Genomic DNA, 13,161 nt, shown 5'->3' with positions numbered 1-13,161 from the left:
CCGGTCGAGGTCGACCGGCGCCCGTCTACATCGTGCGTATTACTTGATCTCCGCCAGGACGGTGCCCTGGGTGATCGCGGCGCCCGCTTCCACGGCCAGCCCGGTGACGACACCGGCCTTGTGCGCGTTGACCGGGTTCTCCATCTTCATGGCCTCGAGCACCACGATCAGGTCGCCCGCCTCGACGGTCTGGCCCTCTTCGACCGCGACCTTCACGACGGTGCCCTGCATGGGCGCGGTGACCGCGTCACCGGAGGCCGCACCGGCACCGGCGCCGCCACGCTTGCGCGCCTTCGGCTTCTTGCGGATGACGCCCGCGCCGTTACCGGCCGAACCGGCGGCACCGCCACCGAGGGTGAACTGCCCGGGCAGCGACACCTCGACGCGACGGCCACCGACCTCGACGACGACCTTCTGCCGGGGCAGATCCTCGTCCTCGTCCTCGGCGGGAGCACCGGCCGTGAACGGCTCGACGGTGTTCTTCCACTCGGTTTCGATCCACTTGGTGTAGACCTCGAACTTCTCGCCGTCACCGATGAAGGCCGGGTCCTCGACGATCGCGCGGTGGAACGGGATGACCGTCGCCAGGCCCTCGACCTCGAACTCGGCCAGCGCGCGACGCGCACGCTGCAGCGCCTGGTCGCGGTTCTCGCCGGTGACGATCAGCTTGGCCAGCATCGAGTCGAACTGACCGCCGATGACGCTGCCCGCGACGACGCCGGAGTCGACGCGCACACCGGGGCCGGTGGGCTCGCGGTAGACGTTGACCGGGCCGGGCGCGGGCAGGAAGCCCCGACCGGCGTCCTCACCGTTGATCCGGAACTCGAAGGAGTGGCCACGCGGGGTGGGGTCTTCCTTGATCGAGAGCTCTTCGCCGTTGGCGATCGCGAACTGCTGACGCACCAGGTCGATGCCCGCGGTCTCCTCGGTGACCGGGTGCTCGACCTGCAGGCGGGTGTTCACCTCGAGGAAGGACACGGTCTCGCCCTGCACCAGGTACTCCACGGTGCCTGCGCCGTAGTAGCCGGCCTCGCGGCAGATGCGCTTGGCGGAGTCGTGGATCTTGGCGCGAACCTCGTCGGACAGGAACGGCGCGGGCGCCTCCTCGACGAGCTTCTGGAAGCGACGCTGCAGCGAGCAGTCGCGGGTACCGGCGACGACGACGTTGCCGTGCTGGTCGGCGATGACCTGGGCCTCGACATGGCGGGCCTTGTCCAGGTACTGCTCGACGAAGCACTCGCCGCGGCCGAAGGCGGCGATGGCCTCACGGGTCGCCGACTCGAACAGCTCGGGGATCTCCTCGATGGTGTGGGCGACCTTCATGCCGCGGCCACCGCCACCGAAGGCGGCCTTGATGGCCACCGGGACGCCGTACTCCTTGGCGAACGCGACGACCTCGTCGGCGTTCTTGACCGGGTCCTTGGTGCCGGCGGCCATCGGCGCCTGCGCGCGCTCGGCGATGTGGCGCGCGGTGACCTTGTCGCCCAGGTCGCGGATGGACTGCGGCGAGGGGCCGATCCAGATGAGCCCGGCGTCGAGGACGGCCTGGGCGAAGTCGGCGTTCTCGGAGAGGAAGCCGTAACCCGGGTGGATCGCGTCGGCACCGGACTTGGCGGCGGCGTCGAGGATCTTGTCGAACACGAGGTACGACTCGGCCGAGGTCTGGCCGCCGAGGGCGAACGCCTCGTCGGCGAGCTTCACGAAGGGAGCGTCGGCATCGGGCTCGGCGTACACCGCGACGCTGGTGATCCCCGCGTCCTTGGCAGCCCGGATCACGCGGACCGCGATCTCGCCGCGGTTAGCTACGAGTACCTTCGTGATCCGTGCGCTGGCATGGCTGGGCACTGAGCCTCCTGTGTGCAATCTTTGGTCGCTTCGGGGGACGGGTCGCCGTGTAGGCCCCGTGCCCGGTATCGACAACTTTCGTCTCGGGCGAGTGTAGGCAGTGTGCCAATTCGGCCCGAACTCGGCTAGCCCTACTGTCGAGTAGGTCGCAGGTCACACTACGCGGCGCCCTGTGATGTGAACATGTTTCAATTGATTCGGTTCGGAATACCCGGCTCGGCGCCCTGCGCGATCGGCAGCCGCACCGAATTGCCCCACTCGATCCACGAGCCGTCGTAATTGCGCACCGACCTGCGGCCGAGCAGAAATGTCAGGACGAACCAGGTGTGGCTGGAGCGTTCGCCGACCCGGCTGTAGACCACCAGGTCCTCGGCGGGCAGCGCGCCGTAGACCTCGTCGAGTTCGGCCCTTGACCGGAAACGCCCGTCGCTGGTGCAGGCCTGCGTCCACGGAATGTTCACCGCGGTCGGCACGTGCCCGCCGCGCAGTGTGGCGTACTCCTGGTTCAGCGGCTTGTCCTCGAGCTCGCCCGAGTACTCCTGCTCCGAACGCACGTCGACCAGGGGGCCGCCGAGCCGGGCCAGCACCTCGTCGCGGAACGCGCGCGCCACCGTGTCGTCGCGTTTGACGTCGGGGTAGTCGCTGGGTGACGGGTAGGGCAGATCGAAGGTGGTGTCGCGTTCCTCGGAGATCCAGGCATCGCGGCCGCCGTCGAGCAGGCGCACGTCCTCGTGCCCGAAAAGGGTGAAGAGCCAGGCGGTATGCGCTGCCTGGGCATTGCCGCGATCGCCGTAGATCACCACGGTGTCCTCGCGCTGGATACCCTTGGCGCGCATCAGTTCGGTGAAGCGGCGGCCGTCGACGTAGTCGCGGGTCACCGGGTCGCTCAGGTCGCCACGCCAATCGATTTTGACCGCACCGGGGACATGGCCGATGTCATAGAGCAGGATGTCATCGTTCGACTCGATGATCTTCACACCGGGCATCCCGATGTTTGCGGACAACCATTCTGTGGTTACCAATCGATGCGGGACTGCGTAGGAACCGAAGGCGGGGTGCGGATCCGGGGCGACGGTCACGGTGTGGTCCTTCACGCGAGAGTATGGGCGGGTGCGACAGTGTGCTGAGGTCGCAGCCGATGGTATGTCTGTGTCGGCACATCACGAATCGACACAATGGTCGAATAAAGCGCAGAGCTGTCCGATAAAGTCTCTGGAGAGGAGGGGTGAGCTATGTCCGATTCTTGGCCGCGACGGCGACTGCTCGCGATCCTACGTGGCGCCACCGAGCCCCTCGACGCCCAGGAACTGGCCAGAATCACCGGACAGCATGTCACCACCGTCCGCTTCCATCTCGATGTGCTCACCCGCGAATCGCTGGTCCGCCAGTTCCAGCAGCCGCCGCGCGGTCGTGGGCGCCCGCGGATCGGCTATCGCGCCGTGCAGCGCTCGGTGGGATATCAGGAGCTGGCCCAGGTCCTCGCCGACCATCTCGGACCCGACCCGATCACCCGTTCCGCCGCCGCCGTCGCCGCGGGCCGCGCCTGGGGGGCGCGCATGGACATCGGCACGCATCCGGTGGAGACGCTGGCCGATGCCAGGGACATCACCATGTCGCTGATGTCGGAGCTCGGGTTCGCGCCGGAGAAGGACCCGGTCGGGGAGACGTCCGAGCACGTGCAGATCAACCTCACCGCCTGCCCGCTGCGGGAACTGGCCCGCTCGCACGCCGAGGTGGTGTGCGGGGTGCACATGGGGCTCATGCGGGAAGTGCTGGAGCGCAACGGCGCCCGCGGCCGGGTCGACGTGCGCCTGCACCCGTTCGTCGAGCCGGAACTGTGCACGGCCAGGCTGGAACTGACGCTGGGCGCGGAGAACTCCGCGCAGGCATCCGGAGCGCCCGCTACCGCGGAACAGCCGGTGATCGCGCCGTCAGGCCCGCGAATCCCGCCACAGCTGCGTGACACCGACGCCGACGTCTTCGAGCAGCCTGCGCAACAGCGGTAGCCCGATCCCGATGACACTGGACGGGTCGCCCTCGATCCGGTCGACGAACCAGCCGCCGAGCCCGTCCAACGTGAAAGCGCCCGCGACCTGCAGTGGTTCGCCGGAGGCGATGTAGGCGTCGAGCTCGTCCGGACCGGGTTTCGCGAAGTGCACGGTGGTGCTGCTGCACTCCTCGGACTCGGCGACGATCTTCCCGTCGCGCAGCCGCAGCACGCAATGTCCGGTGATCAGATCGGCGCTGCGGCCCGCCATCCCCGCCCAGCGGGCGCGGGCCACCTCGGGCGTGTGCGGTTTGCCTTGCAGCTGCCCGTCGACGAGCAGCATCGAATCGCAGCCGACGACGACACAGTCGGCGGCGAATTCGGGAATCGACGCGGCGACGTCGACGGCCTTGGCGCGAGCCAGGGCGATGACGACGTCGGGCGAGGAGGTATCAGAGGGTAGCGCGGCCGACACCGCGTCCTCGTCCACGCCGGAGACGCGCACGACGGGGTCGATACCCGCCGTGCGCAGGATCCCCAGACGGGCGGGAGACGCGGAGGCCAAGACCAGCCGGGTCACCCGGATCAGCGCAGGTGCGACAGCATCGGGTACGCGTACGGCGAGAACGGGGACGTACCCCGGTGCAGCAGCGTCGCTTTGCCCCAGCTGTCGGAGGGACCGTTCGCGCTGCCGGCGGGGGCGCTCGCGGCCGCCGCGCTCAGCACGGCGACCAGGGCCGCGATATCCGCATCGGTCGGCGAACCCTTGATGATGCGGAACATCGGCTCACCGAGGCTCTCCGCGGGCTCGTCGGCAACCGCGCTCACAGACAGTTCGACCTCGTCGACGAGTGGTTCGACGGCGAGCTCCAGCTCGGCGGCGGTCAGCACGTCTTCTTCTGCCACAGTTGTCACAGTGCCAGATCCTTCCTGCCTCGTCCGGGAGATCTCGCCCGGTGCGAAGCTTGGGTACTTCGATGTCTTACAGCGCGGTTGACGCGATCATTCCCGGTAGGGACGCGACGATCAATAGTTGCGTCATAGCAACCAGTGTGCGCGGCCTACCGGGGATATCGCTCGATCAGAGCGGAATGTTGCCGTGTTTCTTCGGCGGCAGGGTCACCATCTTGCGCTCGAGCAGTCGCAGCGCCGACACGATCTGGCCGCGCGTGTGCGACGGCGGGATGACCGCGTCGACGTAGCCGCGCTCGGCCGCCACGTACGGGTTCACGAGGGTGTCCTCGTACTCGTTCTGCAGCTCGAGGCGCAGAGCGTCCACATCGGCGCCGTTCTTGGCGGCCTCGGACAGCTGCTTGCGGTAGACGAATCCGACGGCGCCGGAGGCACCCATGACGGCGATCTGGGCGGTCGGCCACGCCAGGTTCACATCGGCACCCATGTGCTTGGAACCCATGACGTCGTAGGCGCCGCCGTAGGCCTTGCGGGTGATGATCGTGATCTTGCCCACAGTGGCCTCACCGTAGGCGTAGAGCAGCTTCGCGCCGCGGCGGATGATGCCGTTGTACTCCTGGCCGGTGCCGGGGAGGAAGCCGGGCACGTCGACCAGGGTGATGATCGGGACGTTGAAGGCGTCGCAGGTGCGCACGAAGCGCGCGGCCTTCTCCGAGGCGTCGATGTCGAGGCAGCCGGCGAACTGGGTGGGCTGGTTGGCGACGATGCCGACGCTGCGGCCGTCGACGCGACCGAAACCGCAGATGATGTTCATCGCGCGCTCGGCCTGCACCTCGAGGAACTCGTCGTCGTCGAGCAGACGGCGGATGACCTCGTGCATGTCGTAGGGCTGGTTCGGCGAGTCCGGGATGATCGTGTCGAGCTCGATGTCCTCGTCGGTGAGCGAGTCCTCGATCGCGCCGTTGATCGGATCGGTCGGCGCGTGCCGCGGCGCCTCGGCGCGGTTGTTGCTCGGCAGATAACCCAGCAGGTCCTTGACGTAGTCGAGGGCGTCCTGCTCGCCGGAGGCCACGTAGTGGGCGACGCCGGACTTGGTCATGTGGGTGTGCGCGCCACCCAGGTCCTCCATGGTGACCTCTTCACCGGTGACGGTCTTGATCACGTCGGGGCCGGTGACGAACATCTGCGAGGTCTGGTCGACCATCACCACGAAGTCGGTGAGCGCGGGGGAGTACACGTGGCCACCGGCGGCGGGGCCCATGATCAGCGAGATCTGCGGGATCACGCCGGAGGCCTGCACGTTGCGGTGGAAGATCTCGCCGTAGAGACCGAGGGAGACGACGCCCTCCTGGATGCGCGCGCCTGCGCCCTCGTTGATACCGACCAGCGGACGGCCGGTCTTGAGTGCCAGGTCCATCACCTTGACGATCTTCTCGCCGTAGACCTCGCCGAGCGAGCCACCGAAGACGGTGACGTCCTGGGAGAAGATACAGACGTCGCGGCCGTCGATGGTGCCGTAGCCGGTGACGACGCCGTCGCCGAGCGGGCGGTTGTTCTCCAGGCCGAAGTTCACGCTGCGATGCTTGGCGAGGGCGTCGAGCTCGACGAAGGAGCCTTCGTCGAGCAGGGCGAGGATGCGCTCACGCGCGGTCATCTTGCCCTTGGCGTGCACCTTGTCGACCGCGGCCTCACCCATCGGGTGTTGCGCTTCTTCCAGCCGATTCCGCAGGTCAGCCAGCTTCCCGGCGGTGGTGTGGATATCGGGGGCGCCCGCCGATTCCGATGCGGGCTGCTGCTGGACACTCGTCATGGGTTGCGAGTGTAACGAGTGACACCTCGTCGCACTACGGCAGTCTCGCCTACCGGCCAGTAGAGAAACCCCAGCTAGGTGCGTCCCACCAGGGCATCCGTCTCGCCGAGTAGCCTGCCGGGAATGAACAGGGCACCCATCGATGCGCAGCGTCTCGACAGCTCCTCGCCCGGCGGGCCGCTGTCGTTCTACGAGCGGATCGACGTCGTCGAGTCGACCGGATCGACCAATGCCGACCTCGTCGCCAGGGCCGCCGATTCGACCGCCGACCGCCAGGCGTTGCTCGCCGAGGAACAGGTCAGCGGCCGCGGCAGGCACGCCCGCACGTGGGTGAGCCCGCCGCGCGCGCAGATCTCGCTGTCGATCCTGGTGCGGCTGCCCGACATCGACCCGACCACGCTCGGCTGGCTGCCGTTGCTCACCGGTGTCGCGGTGGTCGACGCGCTGCGCCGCGCGACCGGCGCCGACGCGGAACTGAAGTGGCCCAACGACGTTCTGCTCGGCGGCCGCAAGCTCGCCGGCATCCTGGCCGAGGTCGCCGCGACCGGTGCCGCGCCCGCCGTGGTGGTCGGCATCGGCCTCAACGTCGATCTCGACGAGTCCGAACTGCCTGTCCCGCACGCGACTTCGCTGACGCTGGCCGGTATCGACACCGACCGCACCGGGCTGGTCGCCGCGATCCTGACCGAGTTCGCCGCCCGGTTCAGCGCCTGGCAGCGGGCGGGCTGGGCGACGACCGAGATCGCGGCCGCCTACCGCGAGCGCTGCGCGACGATCGGCGTCGAGGTGCGGGCCGAACTGCCCGGTGGCCAGGTGCTCACCGGTGCCGCGAGCGGCATCGACGACACCGGCAGGCTGCTCATCGGCGACCGCGCTGTCTCGGCGGGCGATGTGTCCCACCTGCGCGGACAGTATTGACGGCGGCTGGAGCCGCGGGCTCGCGGCCCACGGCGGCCCACCAGCTCAGACACAGCGCCTGACCGGCGGGCCGGGTCGCGAACGGCCCTCCCTGCGGGTCGGGGTTCAGCGGGCGGCAACCCCCGCGTTGCGCTCGGCGACCTCACGTTCGCGCGCCAGCAGCCGATCGCGCTGCTCCTCGAACTTGAGCACGTCCTTCTCCAGCTTGTCCAGGAACCGCGCGAGCTCGTCGCGTGCCACCTCGCCCGCCGGCCCGAAGTCGTTGCGGTCGAAGACGTTCCACTGCTTGAGCACCGGCAGCACCACCTCGTCGAGATGCTGGCGCAGGTCGTAGATGCCGTGCTTGGCCATCAGCACGCCGTTGCGCCGCCAGTTCGGCATGCCGGCGCCGGGCATCTGGAAGCTGGTGAGCACCTTGGTGATCGCGGGCATCGCCTGATCGGGGACCAGGTCCAGCGCCGCCGCGCACAGGTTGCGGTAGAAGATCATGTGCAGGTTCTCGTCGGTGGCGACGCGGGCAAGCATGCGGTCGGCGACCGGGTCGTCGCAGACGCGACCGGTGTTGCGATGACTGACCCGGGTGGCCAGCTCCTGGAACGTCACATACGCGACATTGACCAGGAATCCGCCCCAGTTCGCCGGCGCGTGCGCGCCCTGGGTCATGTGGATCATCCTGGCCTCTTCCAGGGCGACCGGGTCGACGCCGCGGGTGACCACCAGGTAGTCACGGATCACGATGCCGTGGCGGTTCTCCTCGGCGGTCCAGCGACCGACCCAGGTGCCCCAGGCGCCGTCCTGGGAGAAGTTCTCGGCGATCTCGCGGTGGTAGGAGGGCAGATTGTCCTCCGTGAGCAGATTGGTGATCATCGCCGCCTTGGCGACGTCGGTGAGCCTGGATTGTCCTGGTTCCCAATCGATTCCGCCCATGGCGGCGAAATTGCGGCCCTCGTCCCACGGGACGTAATCGTGCGGATTCCAGTCCTTGGCGATGGAAAGGTGCCGGTTGAGATTCTGTTCGGCCACCGGCTCGAGGGCGGTGAGGATTTCGAGCTGAGTCAGAGCTTTGGTCACGCGTGCCTCCACTGTCGGGTGTCGAGCAAGGGAGAATTGGGCAAAACCTGGCATCTAGCGTGGAATCCACAGTATCGCCTCGGCCGTGGCATCGGGAAATGCGGCCTCGCAACGGGGTATCGTTCGGCCATGGGGTACCCGGAGGACGTTCTCGCGCCCGACGAACAATTGATCCTGCATCGTCACCCGCACTGGAAGATGCTGGTGTGGCCGGTCGTCACGCTGATCGGCGGCACCGCGATCGCCGGCTTCCTCGGCGGGCTCGCCTGGCGCAACACCGAGGGGTCGGTGCGCACGGTGCTGCTGCTGCTCATCGGGCTGATCTGGTTCGGGCTCATCCTGTGGCGCTGTGTCGGCAAGGTGATCAGCTGGAAGTCCACGCATTTCATCATCACCGACCGGCGCGTGCTGGTGCGCCAGGGCGTGATCACCCACACCGGCATCGACATCCCGCTCAGCCGCATCTCCAGCGTGCAGTTCGAACACGGTGTGTTCGACCGGGTGCTGGGGACCGGCACGCTGATCATCGGCTCGTCGTCGGAGGAACCGCTCGAATACGACGACATCCCGCAGGTGCAGCAGGTGCACGCGCTGCTCTACCACGAGGTCTTCGAGGCGGGCAGCAGCCGTCGTGACCAGTCGTGGGGCGGTTATCGGTGAGCTGTCGGCCCACCGCGACCGAGATCCGTAATCTGAGCACATGACCGCCGTACTGCTCGCCGAAGACGATGAGGCGATCGCCGCCCCGCTCTCGCGCGCCCTCGGCCGCGAGGGTTACACCGTCACCGTCGAGCGGTTCGGCCCCGCGGTGTTGCGCCGCGCCCTCGAGGGCAATCACGACCTGCTGATCCTCGATCTCGGCCTGCCCGGCATGGACGGGCTCGAGGTGTGCAGGCAGGTCAGGGCCAGCGGCGCCGATCTGGCGGTGCTGATGCTCACCGCGCGCACCGACGAGGTCGACTTCGTCGTCGGTCTCGACGCAGGCGCCGACGACTACGTCGGCAAGCCGTTCCGGCTGGCCGAGCTGCTGGCCCGGGTGCGAGCCCTGCTGCGGCGCAGCGGAATCGGTGACGACGCGGTGGAGGTCGGCGGGATCCGGCTAGAGCCGGCGGCCCGGCGTGTGCTGGTCAACGGGGCCGAGGTGAACCTGGCCAACAAGGAGTACGAGCTGCTCAAGGTGCTCATCGATCGGGCCGGTCAGGTGGTGGCGCGCGAGACCATCCTGCGTGAGGTGTGGGGCGACGCGGATCTGCGCGGCTCCAAGACCCTCGACATGCACATGTCCTGGTTGCGCCGCAAGATCGGGGACGAGGGGCCGATGGCGGAGCGGCGCATCGTCACGGTGCGCGGTGTCGGGTTCCGGCTCAACACCGACGGCCCGTCGGTCAGAGGCTGACCGGGGCAGTGCGCCGCCGCATCCTGCGCTCGATCCTGACCGTGCTGACCATCACCACGGTGGTGCTCGGCGTGCCGCTGATCTACACCGCGTGGCTGTGGGTCGAGGACATCACCCGCAACGATCTGCAGAGCCGCCTGGAACGGGTCGCCGCCGAGGTGATCGCCCAGGAACGCGTCGACGGGACCGTGCCCGACGGCCTCGACGTGCGCGCCATGCGGGCCCTGGTGCCCGAGGGCGGCAAGCTGACGGTCGTCTACCCGGCGCCGCACGACAATGCCGCGCGCACCGATATCGGCGTCGAGTACGTCGAGGACCCGCTGGTCGAATCGCTGTCGATGGGGACATCGGGTTCGCTGCGGCTCGAGGTGCCCGCCGGGCCGATGCACTCCCGGCAGGAGCAGGCGGTGGCCGCGGTCGCGCTGGCCGTGCTCGCTTCGCTCGGCGCCGCGTTCTCGGTCGCGGTGGTGACCGCGCGCCGGGTCGCCGATCCGCTGCGTGACGTGGCCGCCCGCGCCGCCCGGCTGGCGATGGGCGACTTCCGGCCCGACCCGCGCAGGCACGGCATCGCCGAACTCGACCGCGTCTCCGATGTGCTCGACTCGGCGACGGTCGAGATCGCGGGCCGCCTGCAACGCGAGCACGCGCTGGTCGCCGACGTCTCACATCAGCTGCGCAGTCGCCTGACCGCGGTGCGCCTGCGCCTGGACGAGCTGTCCACGCACGCCGATCCCGAGGTCGTGCACGAGGCCGAGGAGGCCATGGCTCAGGTCGACCGGCTCACCGAGGCCATCGACGACCTGGTCCGCGCCTCCCGCGACGAGGACGCCGCCGACCGCGATCCCGTTCCGGTGATGGCCGAACTGCGCGGCGTGATGGCCGAGTGGGCCCACCCCTTCACCGAGGAGGGCCGCGAACTGCGCCTGATCGGCGACGAGTCCCTGCGCGCCCCCATCACCGGGTCGCGGCTGCGCGAGGCCGTGACGGTGCTGGTCGACAATGCCCTGATGCACGGCGGCGGAACCTGCACGGTGTCGGTGCGCACGGTGCCGACGATGAGCTCACGCGATCCGCTGATCTGCGTGGAGGTGGCCGACGAGGGGGAGGGCATCCGCGACGAGCTCGCGCCGCACATCTTCGACCGTGGGTTCTCGGCGGGCGGGTCGACCGGTGTCGGCTTGGCCCTGGCACGTGCCCTGGTGGAAGCCGACGGTGGCCGTCTGGAGCTCCAGCGTCGCAGGCCCGCCCTGTTCGCGGTGTTCCTCGGCTCGAAGGTCAACCGGCCGCCGAACGCGACGCTGACCGAGCCGCGCTGATACTTCAGCTTTGGCCGAGGGGTTCCTGTTCCTCTTCGATCAGGTCCTCGAGCTCGGCGACGATCTCGTTCATCTCGTCGGGGAACACCCAGCGGCGCATCGCCCAGAACCGGAACGCCATCTGCAGCAGGTTGCCGATGATGAACGCGCTGACGAAGTCGGCGACGTTCTCGGTCAGGAAGCTCACGTTCGGCTGCCGCAGATCGAACACGTAGCTCGAGATCCACAGCGGGATATTGCTCAGGATCACGCCGACGCCGCTGACACCGAAGAACAGCAACGCCTCGTGATGCTTCTCTCGTCCGCCGCGATTCTTGAACGACCATTCGCGGTTGAGAATGTAGGAGGCGATCACCGCGACCACGCCGGAAATGATCTTGGCGGTGACCGGTTTCTCGGCCAGCACCGTCCATTTCAGGAGGTAGAACAGGCCGCTGTCGATCACGAACGTCGTTGCGCCGACGATGGCGAACTTGATCAGCTCTTTATGCCGGAACGCTAGCTCGCGCAGGCGCGGGGGAAGGACGCTGACCACGTCGTCGACGATTGACACGAGTTCCGAGTGTACCGGTCGCAAAGATTCGCTTTCGACATGACAACATTGCACGACGTGAGTGCACGTTCGTTCGATCCGTCTGCCATGCCCACCGTCACGATGGTCGGTGGTGGCCAGCTCGCGCGTATGACACACCAGGCCGCGGTCGCCCTCGGCCAGCGTCTGCGGGTGCTGGCCGAGCGTCCCGACGACCCCGCCGCGCAGGTCACCCCTGACGTGGTGCTGGGCAGCCACGACGACCTGTCCGCGCTACGTCGCGCGGCGAACGGGTCGCACGCGCTGACCTTCGACCACGAGCACGTGCCGACGGCACACCTCGAGGTCCTGGTCGCCGAGGGCGTGAACGTGGCGCCGCCGCCGCAGGCGCTGATCTTCGCCCAGGACAAGCTCGCCATGCGCACCAAGCTGTCCGCGCTAGGGCTGCCGGTGCCCGCGTTCGTCGAGGTCACCGCGCCCGCCGACGCGATCGCCTTCGGTGACGAGCACGGCTGGCCGTTCGTCCTCAAGGCGGTCCGCGGCGGGTACGACGGCCGTGGCGTGTGGATGCCCGCCGACGCGGCCGAGGCCGAGCGGCTCGTCACCGACCAGCTCGCGCACGGTGTGCAGCTGCTCGCCGAGGCGAAGGTCGACCTGAAGCGCGAGCTGTCGGCGATGGTGGCGCGCTCGCCGTTCGGTCAGGCCGCGACCTGGCCGGTGGTGGAGACCGTGCAGCGCAACGGTCAGTGCGCGGTGGTCATCGCGCCCGCACCCGACCTGTCCGAGGAGCTGGGCGCGCGCGCCGAGACGATGGCGCTGGAACTGGCCGCCGGGCTGGGCGTCGTCGGCGTGATGGCGGTCGAGCTGTTCGAGACCAACGACGGCGAGGTGCTGGTCAACGAGCTCGCCATGCGCCCGCACAACTCCGGGCACTGGGGCATGGACGGCGCCCGCACCGGTCAGTTCGAGCAGCACCTGCGTGCCGTCCTCGACTACCCGCTCGGCGACACAAGCCCGCTGGCGCCGGTGACGGTGATGGCCAACATCCTCGGCGCGGCCGAGGCGCCCGAGATGTCGATGGACGAGCGGCTGCACCACCTGTTCGCCCGCCTGCCGCAGGCGAAGGTCCACCTCTACGGCAAGGGCGAGCGGCCCGACCGCAAGATCGGGCACATCAACATCCTCGGCGACGATGTCACCGAGGTACGGGAGCAGGCCGAACGCGCGGCGCACTGGATGTCGCACGCCGTCTGGACCGACGGCTGGGATCCGCACAACGGAGCCTGAAGACCGACCACCTCATCGTGACCACCGCGTTTTCGGCCGCCTCGCATCCGAGGGGCGAGACGGAACGCCGAAGGCGCAGTATCGCCC

13 protein-coding genes are annotated in these 13,161 nt (G+C 68.6%); 6 read left to right on the top strand and 7 right to left on the bottom strand.

Annotation, left to right across the window (positions count from 1 at the left end):
* Window positions 1-39: 39 nt before the first annotated feature.
* A complete protein-coding gene (locus tag ACFWF2_RS31600) occupies window positions 40-1,845 on the bottom strand; it encodes an acetyl/propionyl/methylcrotonyl-CoA carboxylase subunit alpha (RefSeq protein WP_379311150.1) in 1,806 nt (601 codons plus the stop codon).
* Window positions 1,846-2,033: 188 nt separating this feature from the next.
* Window positions 2,034-2,924: a sulfurtransferase gene (locus ACFWF2_RS31595; RefSeq protein ID WP_379311149.1), complete on the bottom strand. Its 891-nt coding sequence runs from the start codon at window positions 2,922-2,924 to the stop codon at window positions 2,034-2,036.
* Between the two features lie 153 nt (window positions 2,925-3,077).
* On the opposite strand from ACFWF2_RS31595, the gene ACFWF2_RS31590 reads away from it, so the two are divergent.
* A complete protein-coding gene (locus ACFWF2_RS31590; RefSeq protein WP_379311148.1) occupies window positions 3,078-3,851 on the top strand; it encodes a helix-turn-helix transcriptional regulator in 774 nt (257 codons plus the stop codon).
* Here ACFWF2_RS31590 and ACFWF2_RS31585 read toward each other — a convergent pair.
* The 3 genes from ACFWF2_RS31585 to ACFWF2_RS31575 form a co-directional block, all read right to left on the bottom strand.
* Entirely contained in the window at window positions 3,777-4,412 is a 636-nt protein-coding gene (locus tag ACFWF2_RS31585; RefSeq protein ID WP_379311147.1) for a Maf family protein, read from the bottom strand. The genes ACFWF2_RS31590 and ACFWF2_RS31585 overlap by 75 nt on opposite strands.
* 5 nt (window positions 4,413-4,417) lie before the next feature.
* A complete protein-coding gene (locus tag ACFWF2_RS31580) occupies window positions 4,418-4,747 on the bottom strand; it encodes an acyl-CoA carboxylase epsilon subunit (protein WP_379311146.1) in 330 nt (109 codons plus the stop codon).
* Between the two features lie 166 nt (window positions 4,748-4,913).
* Window positions 4,914-6,554, bottom strand: a complete 1,641-nt coding sequence (locus ACFWF2_RS31575; protein ID WP_379311144.1) for an acyl-CoA carboxylase subunit beta — start codon at window positions 6,552-6,554, stop codon at window positions 4,914-4,916.
* A gap of 123 nt (window positions 6,555-6,677) precedes the next feature.
* Here ACFWF2_RS31575 and ACFWF2_RS31570 point away from each other — a divergent pair, with 123 nt between their 5' ends.
* Window positions 6,678-7,472: a biotin--[acetyl-CoA-carboxylase] ligase gene (locus ACFWF2_RS31570; protein WP_379311143.1), complete on the top strand. Its 795-nt coding sequence runs from the start codon at window positions 6,678-6,680 to the stop codon at window positions 7,470-7,472.
* 105 nt (window positions 7,473-7,577) lie between these two features.
* Here the strand turns inward: ACFWF2_RS31570 and ACFWF2_RS31565 are convergent, their stop codons facing one another.
* Window positions 7,578-8,543 (bottom strand): acyl-ACP desaturase, encoded by a 966-nt coding sequence (locus ACFWF2_RS31565; protein ID WP_379311142.1) that lies wholly within the window; start codon window positions 8,541-8,543, stop codon window positions 7,578-7,580.
* 129 nt (window positions 8,544-8,672) lie between these two features.
* Between ACFWF2_RS31565 and ACFWF2_RS31560 the strand changes: the two genes are divergently transcribed.
* Genes ACFWF2_RS31560 through ACFWF2_RS31550 form a run of 3 tightly spaced genes read left to right on the top strand, consistent with a single transcriptional unit; the run spans window position 8,673 to window position 11,255 of the window.
* Window positions 8,673-9,203 (top strand): PH domain-containing protein, encoded by a 531-nt coding sequence (locus ACFWF2_RS31560; RefSeq protein WP_379039426.1) that lies wholly within the window; start codon window positions 8,673-8,675, stop codon window positions 9,201-9,203.
* A 40-nt stretch (window positions 9,204-9,243) separates the two neighbouring features.
* Window positions 9,244-9,939, top strand: a complete 696-nt coding sequence (locus ACFWF2_RS31555) for a response regulator transcription factor (RefSeq protein ID WP_379311141.1) — start codon at window positions 9,244-9,246, stop codon at window positions 9,937-9,939.
* Between the two features lie 8 nt (window positions 9,940-9,947).
* Window positions 9,948-11,255 carry a sensor histidine kinase gene (locus ACFWF2_RS31550; RefSeq protein WP_379311140.1) on the top strand — a complete coding sequence of 436 codons (1,308 nt, stop codon included), beginning with the start codon at window positions 9,948-9,950 and terminating at the stop codon, window positions 11,253-11,255.
* 4 nt (window positions 11,256-11,259) lie between these two features.
* Here the strand turns inward: ACFWF2_RS31550 and ACFWF2_RS31545 are convergent, their stop codons facing one another.
* Complete coding sequence (locus ACFWF2_RS31545) at window positions 11,260-11,808, bottom strand: GtrA family protein (protein WP_379311138.1); 549 nt, start codon at window positions 11,806-11,808, stop codon at window positions 11,260-11,262.
* 39 nt (window positions 11,809-11,847) lie between these two features.
* Between ACFWF2_RS31545 and ACFWF2_RS31540 the strand changes: the two genes are divergently transcribed.
* Complete coding sequence (locus tag ACFWF2_RS31540) at window positions 11,848-13,074, top strand: 5-(carboxyamino)imidazole ribonucleotide synthase (protein ID WP_379311137.1); 1,227 nt, start codon at window positions 11,848-11,850, stop codon at window positions 13,072-13,074.
* Window positions 13,075-13,161 lie beyond the last annotated feature (87 nt).

Source organism: Nocardia sp. NPDC060259 (assembly GCF_042728775.1).
Classification (GTDB): domain Bacteria; phylum Actinomycetota; class Actinomycetes; order Mycobacteriales; family Mycobacteriaceae; genus Nocardia.
Note: the sequence above shows the minus strand (reverse complement) of the source record. Positions and strands in the feature narration are given on the sequence as shown.